14 protein-coding genes and 1 tRNA gene are annotated in these 20,640 nt (G+C 56.2%); 9 read left to right on the top strand and 6 right to left on the bottom strand.

Going from position 1 to position 20,640, the window contains the following annotated elements; translation table 11 throughout:
• Positions 1 to 197 precede the first annotated feature (197 nt).
• The 7 genes from PXT33_RS01615 to PXT33_RS01585 all read left to right on the top strand — a co-directional run bounded on the left by PXT33_RS01615 (position 198) and on the right by PXT33_RS01585 (position 9,152).
• On the top strand, positions 198 to 1,499 hold the full coding sequence (locus tag PXT33_RS01615; protein WP_332375820.1) for an aminoacetone oxidase family FAD-binding enzyme: 1,302 nt from the start codon (positions 198 to 200) through the stop codon (positions 1,497 to 1,499).
• A gap of 178 nt (positions 1,500 to 1,677) precedes the next feature.
• Entirely contained in the window at positions 1,678 to 3,123 is a 1,446-nt protein-coding gene (locus PXT33_RS01610) for an NAD(P)/FAD-dependent oxidoreductase (RefSeq protein WP_097774613.1), read from the top strand.
• Entirely contained in the window at positions 3,116 to 4,375 is a 1,260-nt protein-coding gene (locus tag PXT33_RS01605; RefSeq protein WP_332375819.1) for an FAD-dependent oxidoreductase, read from the top strand. The genes PXT33_RS01610 and PXT33_RS01605 overlap by 8 nt, the downstream gene beginning before the upstream one ends.
• Positions 4,372 to 4,725, top strand: coding sequence for a DUF1667 domain-containing protein (locus tag PXT33_RS01600; protein WP_207698789.1), 354 nt, complete (start codon positions 4,372 to 4,374; stop codon positions 4,723 to 4,725). Before PXT33_RS01605 ends, PXT33_RS01600 begins: the two co-directional genes overlap by 4 nt.
• Before the next feature lie 35 nt (positions 4,726 to 4,760).
• Positions 4,761 to 6,254, top strand: coding sequence for a glycerol kinase GlpK (gene glpK, locus PXT33_RS01595; RefSeq protein ID WP_120080356.1), 1,494 nt, complete (start codon positions 4,761 to 4,763; stop codon positions 6,252 to 6,254).
• 193 nt (positions 6,255 to 6,447) lie between these two features.
• Positions 6,448 to 8,442 carry a CocE/NonD family hydrolase gene (locus tag PXT33_RS01590; RefSeq protein WP_332375818.1) on the top strand — a complete coding sequence of 665 codons (1,995 nt, stop codon included), beginning with the start codon at positions 6,448 to 6,450 and terminating at the stop codon, positions 8,440 to 8,442.
• 146 nt (positions 8,443 to 8,588) lie between these two features.
• Complete coding sequence (locus PXT33_RS01585; RefSeq protein ID WP_154260009.1) at positions 8,589 to 9,152, top strand: glycerol-3-phosphate responsive antiterminator; 564 nt, start codon at positions 8,589 to 8,591, stop codon at positions 9,150 to 9,152.
• A 194-nt stretch (positions 9,153 to 9,346) separates the two neighbouring features.
• Here PXT33_RS01585 and PXT33_RS01580 read toward each other — a convergent pair whose 3' ends face one another.
• The 6 genes from PXT33_RS01580 to PXT33_RS01555 all read right to left on the bottom strand — a co-directional run bounded on the left by PXT33_RS01580 (position 9,347) and on the right by PXT33_RS01555 (position 17,882).
• Complete coding sequence (locus PXT33_RS01580) at positions 9,347 to 9,745, bottom strand: hypothetical protein (RefSeq protein ID WP_332375817.1); 399 nt, start codon at positions 9,743 to 9,745, stop codon at positions 9,347 to 9,349.
• A 50-nt stretch (positions 9,746 to 9,795) separates the two neighbouring features.
• Positions 9,796 to 13,182 carry a DEAD/DEAH box helicase family protein gene (locus PXT33_RS01575; RefSeq protein WP_332375816.1) on the bottom strand — a complete coding sequence of 1,129 codons (3,387 nt, stop codon included), beginning with the start codon at positions 13,180 to 13,182 and terminating at the stop codon, positions 9,796 to 9,798.
• Between the two features lie 33 nt (positions 13,183 to 13,215).
• Positions 13,216 to 14,211: a DUF2806 domain-containing protein gene (locus PXT33_RS01570; protein WP_332375815.1), complete on the bottom strand. Its 996-nt coding sequence runs from the start codon at positions 14,209 to 14,211 to the stop codon at positions 13,216 to 13,218.
• A gap of 239 nt (positions 14,212 to 14,450) precedes the next feature.
• Entirely contained in the window at positions 14,451 to 15,620 is a 1,170-nt protein-coding gene (locus PXT33_RS01565) for a restriction endonuclease subunit S (RefSeq protein WP_332375814.1), read from the bottom strand.
• The gene (locus PXT33_RS01560; protein ID WP_332376664.1) at positions 15,620 to 17,152 is read right to left on the bottom strand and encodes a class I SAM-dependent DNA methyltransferase; all 1,533 of its coding nucleotides are present in this window, start codon (positions 17,150 to 17,152) and stop codon (positions 15,620 to 15,622) included. The genes PXT33_RS01565 and PXT33_RS01560 overlap by 1 nt, the downstream gene beginning before the upstream one ends.
• 654 nt (positions 17,153 to 17,806) lie before the next feature.
• Positions 17,807 to 17,882, bottom strand: a tRNA-Lys gene (locus PXT33_RS01555).
• A 352-nt stretch (positions 17,883 to 18,234) separates the two neighbouring features.
• Here PXT33_RS01555 and PXT33_RS01550 point away from each other — a divergent pair.
• Both PXT33_RS01550 and PXT33_RS01545 read left to right on the top strand, forming a co-directional pair.
• Positions 18,235 to 19,458 carry a DUF3048 domain-containing protein gene (locus PXT33_RS01550; protein ID WP_332375813.1) on the top strand — a complete coding sequence of 408 codons (1,224 nt, stop codon included), beginning with the start codon at positions 18,235 to 18,237 and terminating at the stop codon, positions 19,456 to 19,458.
• Between the two features lie 12 nt (positions 19,459 to 19,470).
• Complete coding sequence (locus PXT33_RS01545; protein WP_332375812.1) at positions 19,471 to 20,562, top strand: DUF3048 C-terminal domain-containing protein; 1,092 nt, start codon at positions 19,471 to 19,473, stop codon at positions 20,560 to 20,562.
• The last annotated feature ends 78 nt before the right edge of the window (positions 20,563 to 20,640 follow it).

Here is a 20,640-nt window from a genome sequence, read left to right as displayed (position 1 = left end):
CTGCAGCACTAGTATCTGTCAGGCCGGGCCATTTATACCTGCTGCCCCCGCGCAAAAAGACCTGCACGGAAAGCTGCCTCTTCGTTGCGTTTCCGGCAGGGTTCTGCTACAATGATACAAAAAGCCGTTTTCATAAGCACAGCACCCCGCTTATGAAGACAGATCCTAAAATTCTACTGAGAAAGGCAGGTGTCCGGATGCCGAACATCCTCATTCTGGGCGGCGGTGCCGCCGGTCTTACAGCCGCGCTGGCGGCGGCACAAAGTGCCCCCGCTGCACAGGTCATTGTGCTGGAGCGCAACCCGAAGCCGGGCAAAAAGCTGCTTGCCACCGGCAATGGCCGCTGCAATCTGGATAACACCGGCATTGCACCGGAGCTGTATTTCACTGCCGACCCGGCAGCACTTCGTCCGCTGCTGGATGCCGTAAATACCGCCGACCCGCTGCGCTGGTTCCATGCGCTGGGGCTTTACACCCGCACCGACGAGGCGGGCCGGGTGTATCCGTACTCCAATCAGGCGGCGGACGTGCTGGCCCTGCTGGAGCATCACCTTGCGCAGCACCATGTGCAGCTGCGCACCGGCTGCACCGTGCGCACCCTGAGCCAGAGCCGCAGCGGCTACGCCGTGCAGTTCGAGACGGCAGAGGGCTCTGCCGAAACGCTGCGCGCCGATGCCGTCATCTGCGCCATGGGCGGCGAGGCAGGGCCGCAGTTCGGCACCGACGGCTTTGGCACCCGGTTCGCCGCCCAGTGCGGCGGCAGGGTGGAGCCGCTGTACCCCTGCCTGACCGCCCTGCAGTGCGCAAAGCCCCGCAAAGCGCTGGCTGGCATCCGTGCCAAGGCAGCAGCATCCCTGCTGGACGGTACCCATGTGCTTGCCTGCGAGAACGGCGAGGTACAGTTCACCGATTACGGCCTTTCCGGCATCTGCATCATGCAGCTGTCCGGCCTGCTGGCCCCGGGCCGCGGCCCCAAGGCTCCTGCTGTGGAGCTGGACCTCTTCCCGGCAGTGGACGAAACCGCACTTGCCAGCCTGTTTGCGGCCCACGCCGCCCAGACGGCAGGGGGCAGCGCCGCTGACTTCTGGCTGGGCCTGCTGAACCAGAAGCTGGGCCGTACTGTGTGGTCTGCCGCCGGGCTGCAGGACAGCGACGCGCCTGCCGTGCTCACCGCCGCACAGTGGCAGAAGCTGGCCCACACCGCCAAGCACTGGCGCTTTGAGGGGCTGACCCCCTGCAGCTGGAAGCAGGCCCAGACCACCGGCGGCGGGCTGGCCCTGCGGGAGGTGGATCAGCACTTCCAGTTCAAGGGCTGTCCGGGCCTTTACTTTGTGGGCGAAACGCTGGACTGCGCAGGCAGCTGCGGCGGTTTTAACCTGCACTGGGCGTTCGGCTCCGGCCTTGTGGCCGGGCGCAGCGCTGCAGGCCATGCTGCAGCAGGCCGTGCTCTGCCAAAAGCCTCCGCGCCCGCAAAGAGCAGGAAAAGGCTGCACAGGTAAAAATGAGCTTTAAATTTTCAACAAACGCTTGACATCTTGTGCAGATCGCATTATCATAAAGACAATAAAAGTTTGTTCAGAGGATCGAGCAGAACAAGCAAGGGGAGAGTCGAAAGGCCCTTTTGTTTGTCCTGCTCTTTTTCTTTTATTCGGCAAACGGAGCGATCAGGAGGTTTTTATGCTGGATGTAGCAATTATCGGCTGCGGTGTCATTGGTGCGGCAGCCGCCTATGAGCTGTCCCATTACCCGCTGCAGACCGCCATTTTCGAGGCTGAAAATGACGTGGCCGACTGCACCACCAAGGCCAACAGTGCCATTCTGCACGCTGGCTATGACCCCGAACCGGGCACCCGGATGGCGCGGCTCAACGTGGAGGGGTCCGCACTGGCCAAGGAGATCTGCGCCCGGCTGGATGTGCCGTACCTGCAGTGCGGCAGTCTGGTGCTGGCCCTCAGCCCGGAAGAGCTGCCCCACCTGCAGAAACTGTATGAGAACGGCATCGCCAACGGCGTGCCGGGCATCCGGCTGCTTTCCGCAGAGGAAACGTTTGCCATGGAACCGAATCTGGCCCCCACTGTCGTTGGCGCGCTGTATGCGCCCAGCGCCGCCATCGTCAGCCCGTGGGAGTTTGCGCTGGCAATGGCAGAAGTGGCTGTGCGCAACGGCGTGGAGCTGCACCGCAGCTGCCCTGTGACCCGCATCGAAAAGACCGCCGGCGGCTGGGCACTGACCACCCCCTCCGGAATTGTGGAAACGCGCTATATCATCAATGCGGCAGGCATCTCGGCGCAGGCCGTGCACGATATGGCCGCACCCCACAAATTTACCATCCAGCCCACCCGGGGCGAATACTACCTGCTGGATAAATCCGAGGGCAGCCGTGTGCACCACGTCATCTTCCAGTGCCCCAACGAAAACGGCAAGGGCGTTCTGGTGGCCCCCACCGTCCACGGCAACCTGATCGTCGGCCCGAACGCCGACCCCGTGGAAGGGGACGATACCGCCTGCACCGCCGCCGGGTTAGCCTTCGTCAGCGCCGCAGCGCGCCGCAGCGTGCCGAACATCCGCTTCAGCGAGTCCATCCGCAATTTTGCGGGTGTCCGTGCCAATGTGGACACGGGCGACTTCGTTATCGGCGAAGCAGAGGGCGCACCCGGCTTCATCGATCTGGCGGGCATGAAATCGCCCGGCCTTTCCAGTGCACCGGCCGTTGCCAGAGAAGCCGTCAAAATTCTGGAAGCTCACGGCGATCTGCCCGCCCCCAAGGCGGATTACAGGGATGGCCGCACCCGGGTGCGCTTCAAGGAGCTTCCGCCCGAAGAAAAAGCCCGGCTCATTGCAAAGGAACCCGCCTATGGCCGCGTGATCTGCCGCTGCGAGACGATCACCGAGGGCGAAATTCTGGACGCTCTGCACGAAGAGATCCCCGCCACCACCATTGACGGTGTCAAGCGCCGCTGCGGTGCCGGTATGGGCCGCTGTCAGGGCGGCTTTTGCGGGCCGCGGGTGCTGGAGCTGATCAGCAAAACGCTGGGCATCAGTCCGCTGGACGTGCTGCAGGATAAGGCCGGCACCAACGTCTTACTGTGCGAAACCAAGCAGGAGGGAGAGCACCATGATTGATCTGGTCATCGTCGGCGGCGGCCCTGCAGGCCTTGCCGCAGCTTACAGCGCATGGCAGCATGGTCTGCGCGATATCCTTATCTTAGAGCGCGACAACGAGCTTGGCGGCATCCTGAACCAGTGCATCCACAACGGCTTCGGCCTGCACCGCTTTGGCGAGCAGCTCACCGGCCCGGAATACGCAGGCCGCTGCATTGAACTGCTGCGCTCCACCGGTGTCCGGGTGGAGCTGGGCACGATGGTGCTGGACGTCACCCCGGACAAAAAGATCCACTGCGTCAGCCGGGAAAAGGGCTATCAGATTTTGGAAGCCAGAAGCATCATCCTCTGCATGGGCTGCCGGGAGCGCACCCGCGGTGCCATTGGCATCCCGGGTACCCGCCCCGCAGGCATCTACACCGCCGGTGCGGCCCAGCGCTATGTCAACATGGAGGGCTATCTGGTAGGCAGGCGGGTGCTCATCCTCGGCAGCGGCGACATCGGCCTGATCATGGCCCGCCGCATGACGCTGGAAGGTGCCAAAGTACCGGCCTGCGTGGAGGTCATGCCGTATTCCGGCGGCCTGACCCGCAACATCGTGCAGTGCCTGCAGGACTTCGACATCCCCCTGTATCTGTCCCATACCATCGTGGATATTCAGGGCAAGGCCCGCGTGGAAAAGGCCACCGTTGCCAAGGTGGACGAAAACCGCCGCCCCATCCCGGGCACCGAGATGGAATTTGATGTGGACACCATCCTGCTCAGCGTCGGCCTGATCCCGGAAAATGAGCTGACCCGGCAGGCGGGCATCCCCATGGACCCCCACACCAAAGGCGCAGTGGTCTACGAGAATATGGAGACCGGCATCCCCGGCGTGTTCGCCTGCGGCAACGTGGTGCACGTGCATGATCTGGTGGACTTCGTTTCGGGCGAAAGCGACCTTGCCGGTGCTTCTGCGGCGGCCTATGTTTTGAAGGGCGAAGCCTCCGATGCCGCCGCACTCGATCTTATCCCGGGCAATGGCGTGGGCTACACCGTGCCGCAGCGGGTGCGCCCCGCTGATGTGGACAGGAGCGTGAACATCTCCTTCCGTGTGCGGCAGAACTACGGTCCCAGCCAGATCACCGTGACCTGCGGCGGCAGGCAGCTGGCCCGGTTCAAGCGCCAGCGCATGGCTCCCGGCGAGATGGAGCACATCGCACTTCCAAAAGTCCTGCTGGAAAAAGCAGACGGCCCGCTGACCGTTGCGGTAGAGGAGGTTATTGCAGAATGAGCAGCATCAAAGAAGTCATTTGCATCTGCTGTCCCTGCGGCTGCCACTTGCAGGTGGACCCGGAAAATGATTATAATGTAACTGGAAACGCCTGCCCCAACGGTGCCGCCTACGGCAGGGAAGAGCTGACCCATCCCACTCGCATCATCACCAGCACGGTGCGGGCGGAGGGCGGGCTGTACCCGCGCTGCCCGGTAAAGACTGCGCAGGCTGTACCCAAAGAGAAGATGACAGAGGTCATGGCTGCGCTGGACCGCGTCACCCTGCACGCCCCCGTCCGCACCGGGCAGGTGGTGCTGGCAGATGTGTGCGGCACCGGCGTGGACGTTGTGGCGACGCGAAATCTGTGATACACACTCCTGAAACGATACGGAGGAGCAAAAACATGAGTACAAAATATGTTCTGGCGCTGGATCAGGGAACCACCAGCAGCCGTGCCATCCTGTTCGACAATGAGCAGAATATCATTGCGGTGCAGCAGCGCGAGTTTGAGCAGATCTATCCGCAGCAGGGCTGGGTGGAGCACAACCCCATGGAGATCTGGTCCACCCAGTATGGAGTCATGAACGAGGTGGTGGCCCAGAGCGGTGTCGATGCCCACGATATCGCCGCCATTGGCATCACCAACCAGCGGGAGACCACCATCCTGTGGGAAAAGGCCACCGGCCGCCCCATCTACAATGCCATCGTCTGGCAGTGCCGCCGCACGGCTCCGCTGGTGGATGAACTGCTGCAGCAGCCCGGCATGGCAGACTACATCCGGGAGAACACCGGCCTGATGCCCGATGCCTATTTCTCCGCAACGAAGATCAAGTGGATCCTGGACAATGTGCCCGGTGCGCGGGAGCGGGCCGAGGCAGGGGAGATCCTGTTCGGCACTGTGGACACATGGCTGGTCTGGAAGCTGACCGGCGGCAGAGTGCATGTCACCGACCGCACCAACGCCAGCCGCACCATGCTGTATAACATCCGCACGCTGGACTGGGACGACACCCTGCTCAAAGCGCTGGATATCCCGCGCTGCATCCTGCCCCGCGTGACGGATTCCAGCGAGGTCTACGGCACCACCGATCTGTGCGGTGTGCAGATCCCGGTGGCCGGCATTGCCGGTGACCAGCAGGCTGCGCTGTTCGGACAGAGCTGCTTTGGCAAGGGCGAGGCCAAGAACACCTACGGCACCGGCTGCTTTTTGCTGATGAACACCGGCGATACCATCTGCCGCAGCCGGAACGGCCTGATCTCTACCATCGCCATCAGCCTGAACGGTAAGGTGGAGTACGCGCTGGAGGGCAGCGTCTTTGTGGGCGGTGCCGTCATCCAGTGGGTGCGCGACGGCCTGCGCATGATCCAGGAGAGCCGCGATGCGGAATACTATGCCCAGAAGGTGCCGGATAACGGCGGCATTTACATCGTGCCGGCCTTTACTGGTCTGGGTGCACCGTACTGGGATATGTATGCCCGCGGTGCCATTGTGGGCATCACCCGCGGCACCACCCAGAACCACATCATCCGCGCGGCAGAGGAGTCCATTGCCTACCAGAGCGCAGACCTCGTGGCTGCTATGGAAAAGGACACCGGCGTGCCCATCACCTCGTTGAAGGTGGACGGCGGTGCATCCCGTGACCAGTTCCTGATGCAGTTCCAGGCCGATATCCTGAACAAGACCGTGCTGCGCCCGGCCATCCGGGAGACGACCGCTCTGGGCGCTGCCTATCTGGCGGGCCTTGCCACCGGTGTGTGGAAGGATCGGGACGAGATCCGCAGCCTGTGGCACTGCAATATGACCTTTGCCCCGCAGATGGACGAGGCTGAGCGCACCCGTCTGCTCTCCGGCTGGCACAAGGCTGTGGGCCGCAGCTGCGACTGGGCAGAGCATTGATGATTTTCGTCTGACTTTATAGTTCGCGCACAAAATATTTTTTAATTGTTTATTTTCTATTGACATTTTGTTACAAAACGCTATACTAGAAGCATCCCAAGAGAAGTGAGATGGGGATGCACTGTATCGTCCAGATGCAGTGCGTCCCCATTTTTATTACGGAAAAATCAGATTCAAAAAGGAGGTCCCCCATATGAACGAGAAAAAACTTTCAAGGCCGCTGATCAGTCTCATCGTCAGCATCGCGCTCATCATCGTAGGCATTGCCGGTTCTTTCATTTTACAGACGAACTCCGGCAAAACGACCATCCGGAACGTTACCATTGAATCCGAATCCGGTCATACCCTTGCGATGGATGTTTATATTCCGGAAAACGCCACCGCTGAAACGCCTGCGCCCGCTATTTTTGTACAGCATGGCGGAAACAACAACAAAGAAGAAATGCAGCACTACTGCATTGAGCTCGCCCGCCGCGGCTATGTTGCGATCGGCGTGGATATGTACGGCATGGGCGAAAGCGAACCTCTGCCGGACTCCGAATGGCTCACCCAGGGCCGCGGCCTTTATGATGCGGTACGCTACGGCGTGACTCTGCCCTACGTTGATACCGACCGAGTTTCGCTGCTGGGCTACTCCCGCGGTGGCAAGGCAGCTGGCGAAGCACTGCAGTGCGATAACGACAGTCTGAATGTTGTCAAGGCCATTTTCCTGATCCACAGCGATCCCATCGTGCGTAACAGCGAGGGCTACACCGATGTTTACGGTGCCCGAGATGTCGCAGTTCTCGCAGACAAGAACGACGAGTTCTTCTTCTCGGAAAAAGCTAATGATAACGGTACCTATTCCAACGACGCCAACAAGTATGCAGCCAACCTTTCCAGCCCGGCAGAATATGTGATCAACAACAGTGCACAGTCCTTCCTGTATTTCGGTATCGACCCCGCAACCACCAGTGAACAGCGCGTGGCAGAGACCGTTTATGAGCAGGATTACGGCGGAAAGACCGGAAGCCGCCAGATCTTTGTTTCTAACGAGACGCATATGGCTGGTTGGTGGTCCCCGCTGGTCATGAACCGTGTGTTGACCTTCTTTAACCGTGTTATGCCCACTGGCACTGCTCTGAGCGCCAGCAGCTACACCTATACCATCTGGAACATCTTCAAGATCATCGCCCTGTCCGGTCTGCTGCTGTTTGCCGGGTCTCTGATGGTCTGGCTGGTCAGCTCCGTCAAGACATTCCAGTGTGCCGACAATGGAGAGCAGGACCTTCGCCCAGTTGGCGATAAGAATGCAGTTGCATGGTTCTGGGGCATCCAGATCATCAGTGCCGTCCTGTCCATCCTCATTATTCGATTCCTGAACAAGCAGGGACTGGCATCTTACCGTGATGCACTTTTCCACTCGGCCAACCCTGCGTACCACGGCCTGATCTCTCTGCTGTGCGGCGCACTGACTCTTGTTCTGTGCACGGTGTGGTACATGGCCTACGGCAAAAAACACGGTTTCTCCTTCCGGAATACCGGCATCGCTATTTCCGGGCATGCACTCCTCAAATCCATCGGCGCGGCCCTGCTTGCAGTCTTTGCCCTGATCCTGATGGTTTTTGCCGTCGACTATTTTGTGGATGTGAACTTCCTGATCGTTTACTGGGGCTTTATGAAGTTTGGAGCCAACCGCATCCCGGGTATGCTCCTTGTTGTACCCATGTATCTCGTGTACTACATTGTCATGTCCATCAGCGTCAACAGTTTTAACTTTAGCACGGCGCTCGGCAAAAACAATCTGCTTTCTAACCTTCTGATCAGCTTTATCGCATCGGTTCCCACTCTGTTCATCCTCTGCTACGTTTACGGCATCTTCAAGGCTACCGGCTCGAACCCGATGTTCGGCGGTCTGGCTTCTGCCGCAACTGCAGTGTATGCGCTGCCCGGCTTCATCTTTGTTGCGATCCTGATTTGTCGTCTCCTGTACCAGCACACAGGCAATCCCTACCTTGGCGGCATCTTCTGCGGCGTTCTTGCAGCTGTCAGCGAGTGGGGCATCTGCGAGATTCGCGTGCACACCCCCGGAACACAGTACGCTGGCACTGCTCTGGTCTACGCACTGATCGCGATCGGCTTTGTAGTTACCATAGCATGCGCTGTACTGCTGAAGAAAAATAATGCAGCCGTGCAGGCACATAAATAATGCCTCTTTAATCCTCTTTACAAACCCCTCAATTTTTTATAAACTTGGTTTACGCATGGTGCGGCCCTTTTAGAGTTTTCTGAAAGGGCCGTATCTTCTGATTGCTCCCTATCTCTGTAAATCTGGCTCGAAAGGAGTCTTACCCAATGCATCCTCTTGCCGAAACTTTGTTGAACGAACCGGTGATCGCCGCTGTGAAAACGGACGAAGCCCTGACTGCTGCGCTGGCTTCGCCCTGCAGTGCCGTTTTTCTGCTGGCGAGCACCCTGCTCACCGTAGACGGTCTGGTGCACCGCATACATGATGCCGGAAAACTGGCCGTGGTTCACATCGACCTTGTGGACGGCCTTTCGTCGCGGGAGATCGCGGTGGACTCCCTCAACGCCCTGTGCCACCCGGACGGCATCATCTCCACCCGCCCGACCCTGATCCGCCGGGCGCGCCACCGCGGCCTGCTGACCGTCCAGCGGGCATTCATCCTGGATTCCCTCTCGCTGACCAGCCTGTCCGGCCAGCTGGAGCAGGGCAAGCCGGATTTTGTCGAGATCCTTCCCGGCATCATGCCCCGGGTCATCGCCGAGATCAGCGCCCGCACACAGGTGCCTGTCATTGCAGGCGGCCTGCTGCGGGACAAAGCCGACGTCATGGCCGCCATGCGCGCAGGTGCCGCCGCAGTTTCCACCTCTGCGCCCTCCCTGTGGGATATCTGAGCCAGAACAAGATCCCAGCTGAAGTACGAAAAACATAATCGTATCCTGGTATTTTATTGGATATGCCCGCCCACCGATGGAGTCGGATCTCCACGGTGAGCGGGCATTTTTTCGTTTTCATTCGATTCGAGTGAATCTATTCAGCCTGCGGATTAACTCGATAATTTAAAGCAATCCTACAAGTCGCAATCCCCTTAAAGTCTTTCTGCTTCCTGCATCTTAGCATCATACTGGATGGCAGAGATCGGCACGAAGCCCTCGATCATATCCAGTTTGCTGTTGACAAGGTCATCATACACATCTTTGATGGACAACGTAATGGAAGGCTCCAGCTGTTCATTTGCAATTACGCTTTCCACCAGTGCTTGTTTGTTTTTCAGTTTCCACGCCATATCAGGCAGGAAGTGATAATTTTCAATCATGTGCAGAATGATGTTTGCCATAAAATTTCCGCGGATGCTGCTCAACTCGATATAAATCGCTCCGGCATCCTCCACGGAAATTTGTGCGATGCTCATCAGGTAATCAGCCAGAGTCGTTTGCGTATCGTTCAAAATTCCCTGACTTGCCATACTGCGTTGCAGGATATTCATTTTTCGATAGTCCTGAATTATACCGGTTTTTATCATTACATTCCACTACTTTATGCCGTCACATGGGTGGCATTCTCTTTCACCGAATTGATCGTATCCATCAGTTCACTCCCTGTTTTTCCATCAAACAGGCGGGTAAACAGGATGGGTTGGTCAAAGGGTGGTTTCATCAGCACCGCTTTGCTTTCCACATAACCGTTCTGCTCGATGTAATGAATGACCTTCTGCACGAACGCGATCTGCTTCGCATTCAGCGATTCGTCGTTGATGAACTTGGAAAATGCCTGCATGGCAGCATCGTGGTCCAGCTTTGCCACTTTACGCACCAGCAGACCAAAGGGTGTATCCCGAAACTCCCGTGCATAGTCCTCTTTGCTGCCCAGCTCACAGGTGAAGATATGTTCCAGCTCGGTATAGTCGCCCCGGGAAAGCGGAATGTTCTGGGTCAGCTTGTGGATGGCCAGCGTATCGCTGCGGTGCTCCATGATGTAGCGGTTCACACGTTCCCGGTACTCGCCGAAATCGTAGCCGGAATCCAGCGCTTTGCCCTCGGTCTGTTCCAGTACCGGGTCGGCAAGGGCCGTGTAGACAGGTTTTTGCCCCTCTACACCGTCCACCAGAAACTTGATAAGCTCCCGCAGCTCCTGCCGCATTTCCTCAAAGCGGAGAAGGTCATGCGAGGTCAAAAATTCGTCTGTCTGCACCTCCCGGATGAGGGGCAGCTTTGCCTGCACCTGCGGGATGGTAGCCTTTCCTTCCAGCATTGCCGCTGTATTGCGCAGCTGTTTCTGGGCGCGGCCCAGCCCCGGCAGACCTTCCAGTTCACAGAGCAGCAAGCCATACACAAAGTTATCGAACCGCTTGGCGGCCTCGTCCTTATCGTCCAGCGAGATGAGCGGTGCCACCTCTTTCATCAGCGTGCCCTTGTCCGTTTCGGTCAGGCTGACAAAGGCTTCCGGCTTTTGATAGTGTTCCACAGCCTGTCGGTGTAGCCGCACGGATACCAGCTCCGGATTCAGCGCTCCCACTTCGGCACGACAGGTTTCTGTTAAGATCTTGCGCCAGTTCTGGTAGTTTTCGTCCGCATAGACTCCATCCTGCAGCGCGGCGGCAATCCGCACCTGCTTGCAGAAAATGCTCTCGGACAGGCTTTTGGTGTCCGCGCTCTCGTAGCCGTTGGGTTTCTGACGGAAAAATTCAAAGTTGCCGCAGTAGTCGAAGATCAGAAAACGCCGTTTGCCCGTATACTCGCCGTCGATGGCATCCACGCAGGCAAGGGATGGGCAGAGCCGCGTACCACGGCCGATCATCTGCCAGAACTTCGTTTTGCTGCGCACTTTTTTGAAGAACACCAGATTCACGCACTCCGGCACATCGATGCCCGTGTCCATCATATCCACCGAGACCGCAATAAACGGCGGCTTGTCCGGCTGCTTGAAGTCGTCAATGATGGACTGTGCATAGGCGTCATCGCAGACTACCCGCTGGATGAATCCCGGGTACTGGGTCTCCAGCTGCGGGTAGAGCTTGCCAAAACGTTCCCGGATAAACTCCGCATGGCGCTTGTTCTGGGCAAAGATGATGGTCTTGCCGATGCGGTCACCGCCCGCCGTCTGGATGCCGCGTTCCATCAGGTCTTGCAGCACCGTGTCCACGGTGTTGGCGTTGAAGATGAACTTATTCAGCTTTTCGGACGGGATGAAGGTGGGCAGGGTGTCGTCCTCGGCAAAATCGTCCTCGTAGCGGGCCTTATCCTCCGGTGAAAGCTGGTCGTAGTGGATGCCCTCTTCTGTGAATTTCGTCTTGACCTCGTAGTTGTAGTAAGGCACCAGCACATGGTCGGTGTAGACCGCCGTGTCGTAATCGTAGGCGTAGGTGGGGATGCCGTGTTCCATCTCGAAAAAGTCGTAGGTGTTGCGGTCCACATCGGTTTTCGGGGTGGCGGTCAGACCCACCAGAACCGCATCGAAATAATCAAAAATGGCGCGGTATTTCTTGAAAATGCTGCGGTGGCTCTCGTCCACGATGATAAGGTCAAAGTGGGCGGGCGAAAACAGCGGCACGCCGTCCTTGGTCTTGGCGTTGTCGATGGCGTTGAGCATGGTGGGATAGGTGGAAAACACGATGCGCGCGGTCTTATCGTCCTTGGAGGAGCAGAGGTTGCACAACGACTGGTCGGGCAGATACTTTTTGAAGTCGTCCTTTGCCTGCTTGACCAGCGCAGTGCGGTCCGCCAGAAAGAGCACGTTGGTCACATGACCGCCCCGGCTCAGCACATCGGTCAGGCTGGATGCGGTGCGGGTCTTGCCTGTGCCCGTTGCCATGACCAGCAGATTGCGCCGGAAGCCCTGCGTAATATGGGCGCAGACTGCCCGGATGGCGTTTTTCTGATAGTAGCGGTCGGTGATTTTATCGTCAATTTCAATGGTGTCCAGCGGCTTTTTCTCGGTGCGGCGGTTCATCAGCTTCTGCAAGTCGTCCTTGCAGAACACCCCGCTCACGGCACGCTGCGGGCCGCTCTGCTCATCCCAGAAATAGGTGGTGTAGCCGTTGGTGGTAAACAGCATCGGACGGCGGCCAAACTTCTGCTCCAGACAGTCTGCATAAAGCTGAGCCTGCTTGCGCCCGATGTTGGGGTCTTTGGTGCTGCGCTTGGCTTCAATGACCGCCAGCGGCAAGCCGTCCTTGCCCATCAGCACATAGTCTGCATAGCCCTTCTGCCCCAGCACGCCGTTCATGTTGTCCACTTCGTACTCGGTGCGCACATCGGCGTCCGGCCCGGTGAATTTCCAGCCCATGGCCTTGAGGTCGATGTCGATGATCTTCTGCCGCGTTTCGGCCTCGGTCAGGTCGGCGGCGGTGAAACTGCGGCTCTGCTGGTTCTGCTGTTTGCTGGCCGTGTACGCCGCCGAAAGGCTCTCCACCTGCTTGCGCAGCGCTTCCAGCTCGGCATCTTTCTGGGACAGTAAACTTTCCTGCTCCCGGATCTTCTTTTCGTCCAGCGTTACCTTTTCGCCGGGGATGGCTGTTTCATCAAAGGAGCGCTCCACATAGTCCGTGCCGTAGCAGTAATCCACCCATTGGATGAAGTCGAACAGCCCCCGCAGGCTGAACACTGCATCCGCCGCCGACACACTATGCCCCGTATGTACCGCCAGATTGCCCGCCTTCACGATGCTGGGCAGCGCGCTCCACACATTGCGGTCCACTGCGAACCGGAAACTCGGCTCGTGCAACAAGGATTGCAGGTTGTCCTTGTAGGGCATCGTGATGGTTTTGTCTGCCGCATACACCCACTTCACCGCCAGCTCCAACGCCTTCCGACACCCCACCGCGCACATCGCCGGAGAGGTGGAGAACACTTTCTCGGCCTCGATGGCGGAATTAGCGAAGAGGGAGTATTCGGGGCGGGTGGAGAGATAGGAGAAGTTGGACATGAGGAGGGCTCCTTTCAATATTAGGATTAGGGCTTAATTTTCTTTCCAGTTTTTTAGTGGCACAGGTTGACAATTGGGCGTACCATTATCAATTCCATCTACTTTATATACATCAACACTGCACCTATTGAAGTTCTTATTATAAAGTTCACGGGCCCAAAGCATCACATACTCTTCATTGGTTTGTTTCCTTAGTAAAGGATACAGTTCCTGTGCAGCCGTCTTTAATTTATATACACCCACTGAGCCGTTATAAGGCTCATCTTTTCTTCTGGTCATATTAATTGCATAATCATCACTATACATTATAGCAGGATCATTTTTTGCTACGGTAAAGCTCATCCGCATCGTTCCATCCGCATAAAGTAATCCGCAGTCGTCTAATGTTAAGATATCATAGAATGTGATATTAGCCACATTTATTATCTTCTCATCTGATGAAATAAAATAATCCCCGTCAGAACTCATTACGCATGGTAAGATTTTCAAGAAACACTCTGCCTCTTTCTTACTCAAGTTTCTAACTACATTGAGCGTTCTCATCGAAAAACTGCCCGGTTCCTTAATTTCACCTGCCAGAATTTTCCCCCAAATCAGTTGCATTTCTTTTTCGCTTACACACGAAACAGAATCAAAGAATCGGGAAACCCAATCCTCATCTACCGGTTCCTTGCTTACCTTAAGCTCACCTGCAAGTTCTTGCGCCGCAAAAGCAACAGCATAATCTATGTTCTGTTGCTTTTTTAGCTCCTGAAATGCTATGCGACTTTGTGTACGCTTCACCAACTCTGTGTAGTCTGTTCCGTCCACAAGAACTTTTCCATTGTCATACTTAATGGGAATTTCTGAAATATCCGAAATTTGGTCGCCTATAGCTTTGATTTCAGCCGCTTTCGCATTAGCCATACGTCTTACATGTATAGGTTCATACAATTTCCCTATACCACAGGAGACAGTTTCTACAAGTTTTTGTAATGGTTCAGATAATCCCAAAAGATCAGAAATGTTAATTCCATTCAAATCGCTCATGTAAACCTCCAGTGTTTTTCTATCATTATACCGCACAATCTTTCAATAGTATAACACTTCACCCAAAATATTCCTGCATCAGTGCTTTTTCATCAATTCCAACTTTTCTAAGCCCTGCTGTCCCACTCCTTCCGTCACGGCTGCGCCGTGCCACCTTCCTCAAAGAGGAAGGCTTTTGCCTTGCGGCCACGTTAAGGCTCCCTCTTTGAGGGAGCTGTCGCCGCTAGGCGACTGGGGAGTTACCCAAAATATTCCTGCATCAGCGCTTTTTTCATCAATTCCAGCTTTTCAAGGCCCTGTTGTACGGTCTGCTTCTGCTGGTCTACGCGCTCTACAAAGGCGGCAAATTGTTTTTGAAGAGAAAGTGGTGGAACAAGAGTAGGTAATGCTCTAAGCTGTCGCATGTTGATGCTTGCAATGCCTGTGGTTTGCTTTGCACACCCTAAAAAGTAACGCTTGGCTTTTTGATGACGTAAGTATTCGGCAAAGAAAGAGGGTAAAATTTCTTGTTCATCCAATCGCACACGGAAAATGTGATTTTGATGAATTGAGTTTTTCAATGGCACTTTGATTATGGCACCCCGCCCGACTTTATCAGGGTCACCGCCCTCAGTCATTAAGATATCATCCGGCATCAGTCTGTATTGCTCAATTTCCTGTCTTGTTGCCAGAATCGTCTTTACAGTTGTCCAATCAATATAACCGTCTTTTACATTTGAAACCGCCATATATGGCACTTCTTGCAAATCTGCTTCTGCTGTTTTACGGCCTTTCGTAATCCCAGAAACAATGTCGGCCATATTTTCCAGCGTTTTTTCAGGCCATTGCATAGAATTTAGCAACACATCCCCAAACATTTCCACAAACCGTGCCTTTACCAGCTCGTCCAGCTTGACAAGTTGCTGCTTGCGAAGAAAAATCAAATCGTCCACTTTTCTCAAAATTTTGTTTTCGCTTTTTTGGGTATCAATATCTGGCAAGTTCACGACATAATTTTCCAAGAAAGTTTTTGGCACACGTTTTTGACCTGCGCTTCCGGTCATGTTTTTCTCAGCCTCTTTGCGAAAAGTCTTCCATGTGGTCAAATAATACAGCCATTCGCTCGTTATTTTGTCTGTATCAGGACGCAAAACATGAAATTCAGTGCTTCCAAAGCCAATTCCGTTTTTCATATTATGGGCGATTGCACCTTTTCCATTTTCCATACAAGGTGTAATTTTCGCAAATAAAATATCGCCATTTTGAAAATTTGTGAAGCCTTTCTTTACTTCTGAATAATTTTTAATTTCAGATGCATCGAACTCCCCGTGCTCACCAACTTTTGTCATTGGAATAAAGGAAACTTCAGTGTCATCTCTTAATGTGCAACTCTTGGGGTTAATTAAGCAAACCTCTCCCAACTTCGCCATCACACCATCTCCTCCAACTCTGCCAGACCCTTGGTGATCTCCATTTCCAGCTCATGCAGGTCAGCAAGGATCTCCGTAGTCGAGGGATACTCCACCGGCACATACTCGGTCTCTTTGTACTTATTGATGGACAAATCGTACCCATTGGCGGCAATTTCCGCTTTGGGCACAAAGAAGCTCTGCTCGGTGCGCTTGCGGTCAGTTTCGGCGTTGAGGTTCTGGAACCGGGCGATGATGTCCGGGATGTCGTTTTCCTTCACCTCGGTGCGCTTGTCGTCCAGCGAGAGGCCGTCAGCTTTCATATCGTAGAACCACACCCTGTCGGTACCGCCCGCGCCGGTCTTGGTAAACACCAGCACCGCCGTAGACACGCCTGCGTAGGGCTTGAACACGCCGGAGGGCATGGAAATGACCGCCCGCAGCTGGTGGTTTTCAATCAGTTCTTTTCGGATGCTCTGGTGCGCCTTGCTGGAACCGAACAAAACGCCGTCCGGCACGATGCAGGCGCAGCGTCCGCCGGTTTTGAGCATCCGCAGGAAGAGCGCAAGGAAAAGCAATTCCGTCTTTTTGGTGTTGGTGACGGCCTTCAGGTCGTCGTTGATGCTCTCGGCATCCACGGTGCCCTTGAACGGCGGGTTTGCAAGGCAGACGGTATACTTGCTGCAAATGGAGTTTTGCTTGGAAACGCTGTCTTTGTAGTCGATCTCCGGGTTCGTGATGGAGTGGAGCATCAGGTTCATGGCCGAAATGCGCAGCATGGTGCGGTCCGTGTCAAAGCCGGTGAACATCGGGCCGGCAAAATGCTGCCACTGCTCCGGGGTCATGCTGTCCTCGTAGTGGGCGCGGAGGTACTGCGCACTGGACACCAGAAAGCCCGCCGTGCCGCAGGCGGGGTCGCAGATGAAGTCGTCCGGCGTGGGCTGCACCAGTTCCACCATCATGTCGCGGATGTGCTTGGGCGTGCGGAACTGGCCGTTCTGCCCTGCGGTTGCCAGCTTGCCCAGCATATACTCATACAGGTCGCCCTGCATATCAAGGTCGGCAATGTCGTGGGTGTAAAGATCCTCCAGCCCGGTGATGATCTTTTGCAGCACCTGCGGCGTGGGGATCAGGAACATGGCATCGTCCATGTACCGCGCAAAGGCGGTGTTGCCCTCATCCGGGCGGGTGGGGTCGTCTGCGATCTCCACCAGCTCGCCGTTTGCGTCAAAGTCCGGCAGACGGCCATACTTCATCTTTTTGATGGCAGGGAACACCCGCTGCTGCATGGTCAGGAAAATTTCGCGGGAATCTTTATCCTTGAAGCGGCTCCACCGCATAGACTGTCCTGCTTCGCTGGCCGGGAAGATGTGCTCCATCTTTTCGCCCGCCATGTTCTCAAAATCTTCGGTGGCAAGCTCTTTCTCGTCCAGTGACCGGATGAACATGAGATAGGTCAGCTGTTCAATGACGGTCAGCGGATTGGTGATGCCGCCTGCCCAGATGTCCGTCCAGATCTTGTCTACCTTATTTTTAATGGCTCCTGTTACCATGCGTTCCTCCTGAATGTTTGCCAATCGCAAACGCTTTTCATCTTGATTTTTTGGTGATAATATCACAATTTTATTATAGCAGTGTACGATTGCATTTTCAACGTAGAGTGTTTAGCGGAAGTGCTTTCTTGATTGCAAGGCAAAAAGTTAGTGGAACGTTAAAACAGCAATTTGCGATATGCAATTCAACGCTATTGCTGTTGCATGAAGAAGTTGAATTGCTATAAAACGGTAAAGTGGATTTTATCTGCTTTACCGTTTTTTCTTTACATCTGGACTCCAACATGCTTTTGTGCTATTCAGCGATTCCATCGCGCAGCCTGCGCTCTGCTTGCCAACTGATGATCTCCGGCGGTGATGTGAAAGCCGTATAGGGAGCAACACTTGTGCAGGCTGCCCCGGTTGAAGCAGAACCGACCATCTCCGTGTCGGCACTGTTGGAGCTTCTGAAGGACGCAGACCCCTCTGTAAAAGCGCAGCTTCGCTTGGCTTTGCTGACCTGAATTGCAAAAAATAGCACGAATTGCAGAGTAATTCACAGACTTACTCCATCTGACACGAAAAATGCGGACCGTGCAAAAACCGTGCATAGACCGTGCAAATGGCGTATAAAAGAAAATCCCACGAGGAATCTTGCGATTCTTCGTGGGATTTTGGTGCGCTCGAGGGAACTCGAATCCCTGGCCCTCTGATTAAAAGTCAGATGCTCTACCGGCTGAGCTACGAGCGCATATTTCCGCAGTGAACATACTGCCGAATAATATTACCACAACTTGCGCAAAAATGCAAGGGTTCCCGGGCAAAAAGGCGCAAAAAGCTCCTGCATCGGTGTGGGCTCCCGCTTTTTATCCGCGCAGCAGATCGAAGATGCTCCGGTGTCGGCAGCGGAAGGGGCTTCATCCCGATAACTTCCTCTTTACAAACCCGGCAAGAATCGTTACAATCAAATCAAATCCGTCTGCAGTGCGCTGCGTTTTACTGCCCGGCAGTATGCGCCCCGCCGCGCTGCACCCGCAAACTTTTTCCCGGCTTTGGCATTCTGCCGGGCCGCGCCGATACGTTTTTTGCAGGAGGTTTTTCCTATGAAGATCACTCGCCGTACTGTTCTTCGCCTGACCGGTGCCGCTGCCGCTTCGCTGGCGCTTTCCAGCTGCAGTGCTTCCGGCAGTGCCATTCTGGGCAGCAATTTTTCCAGCTGGCTCCAGCAGACACTGGGCATCAGTTCTTCCGGCGCAGCTTCTTCTGCTGCATCCTCGGAGGACATGGCTGCTTCCTCGCTGGCAGCAGCCGAGCAGCCCGCTGCCAGTGTTGCCGCACTGCCCGCTTACGATGCCGATCCGCTGACCGGTGAGGCCAAGCGCAGCAATGGCCGTATCGTGGGCGTGATGGTGAACAACATCTCCAACACCTCTCGTCAGAACGCCCGTCCGCAGCGCGGTCTTTCCTCTGCCGATCTGCTGATCGAGTGCAAGGTGGAGGGCGGCATCACCCGCTTCTGCGCGGTGTTCCACGATGCCGACTCCATCCCGGAGATCGGCCCGCTGCGCTCTGGCCGCGACCAGTTCCTGCAGCTGCTGATGCCCTATCAGGCGCTGTACTACCACGACGGTGAGAGCGCCGCCTGCACCAAATTCATCAGCGTATACAACTATTCCGGCCTGAACATCGGCGGCAAGAGCTACTTTAATACTCCCACCCATCCGCATGTGGCTCACCGCGACAGCCGGGGCCGGGATGTGGCCTATGAACACACCGAGTTCACCTCCGGCAAGGAGATCCGGCAGGCCGCTTCCAACGCGGGCATCGGCCTGAAATACGATTACGACACCACCTTCTTCCGCTTTGCGGACTACCGCACCGGCGAGGAGAACGCCATGCAGGGTGCTTCCTCCGGCAGGACGGTCAGCATCACCCACTCGGACCACTACAAGACCAGCTTCCGCTATGATCCGCAGTCCCGCACCTATAAAATGCAGATGTACAGCCGCATCTCCGGCAAGTTTGAAAACACCGTGGACGAGCTGAACGCAAAGCAGCTGAGCTTTGACAATCTGCTGGTCTGCTTTGCTCCCATCGAGCGCTATTCCGGCGACTCCGGCGATGTGCAGCAGGTAAGCTACATCTCCGGCGGCGATGCCTATTATTTCAGCCGCGGCGCTGTACAGCATGGCCGCTGGGAAAAGGCTTCGCCTGAGCATCCGCTGCTGGTCTACGACAAGACCGGTGCGCAGATGCTTTTCAACCGCGGCAAGACCTATCTTGCCATCGTGGACGACGACGAGTGGTCCAGCTTCAGCTATCAGTAACGAGGGAACCGCATGAAACGCATCTGGAATCTGGCCCTTGGCACGGCGGTGCTGTGCACAGCCCTGCTGTGCGGGTGTGCACTGTCCGGCCCCACTGCCCCGGACAGTGCAGCGCCCACCGACCCGCTGACCGGGCAGGAGCTGCAGTATCCCGGCGAACGCACCGCTGCCGTGGTGATCGACAACGCCGCTTCCAGCACCACACAGTGGGGCATTGGCAGCGCATCGGTGGTGCTGGAAGCCCTGACCGAGAGCGGCCAGCCCACCAGCCTGTGCTTGGCTTATCCTTCGGTATCGGCTATGCCAACCGTCGGCCCAGTGACCCTTGGGCAGGACCTTTACTGGCGGCTGCTCAGCGGGCAGGAAGTACTGCCCATCCAGCGGGGTGCAGGGCAGTTTGCCCGCAACTATCTGGATTATTATAACCTGCGGGCCGTGGACGCGCTGGAAGTGGGCCGCAACGCCTTTTCCTGCGATGATGTCTGGAGCGGCGCGCCGCTGTGGCATACCAGCGGCGGGGAGGTCGCTTCCGTGCTGGGCAGCCTGAACCTTTCCGGCGCATTGGGCGACCACGGCAGCAGCGCTTCCTCCTCGGCCAGCACTGCCGAGGACAGCTCTGCCATTTCCGCTCTGCCCGCCCTGCTGCCGCAGGCCAAAGAGCCCCGCCTGCCGGAGCCCGGTTCCCGGGATGCCGAACAGGTGCAGATCAACTTTGCGCCCCAAAGCACCACCGGCTTTGCCTACGATGCGGCCAGCGGCACCTACGGGATGCTCCGCGCCGACGGCACCGCCCAGCTGGATGCCAACACCGGCGCGCAGGCGCAATTCGACAATCTGCTGGTCCTTTACTCCGCTTCCAGCCTGCGGGACGACGGCACCACGCTGGACTACGACCTGTCCCTTGGCGGCGGTGTCTGGCTGAACGGCAGCCAGCTGTGGCACATCACATGGACGCAGGGCACAGACTCCACCTTTGCCTTTTACGATGCCGACGGCAGGCCGCTGAGCATCCGCACCGGACGCAGCTACATTGCGCTGGTCTCCAGCGTGACCGGGCAGGAGCTGACGGTATTGGATTCCGCCGGGCAGAATGTGCTGAATTGACAAAACAAAAAAAGACCATCTGAGGCATTTTTAACTGCATCTCAGATGGTCTTTTATTACGTTCAGGAACTCCTTCCG

The organism is Faecalibacterium taiwanense (assembly GCF_036632915.2).
In the GTDB taxonomy this organism is placed as follows: Bacteria; Bacillota; Clostridia; order Oscillospirales; family Ruminococcaceae; genus Faecalibacterium; species Faecalibacterium taiwanense.
Note: the sequence above shows the minus strand (reverse complement) of the source record. Positions and strands in the feature narration are given on the sequence as shown.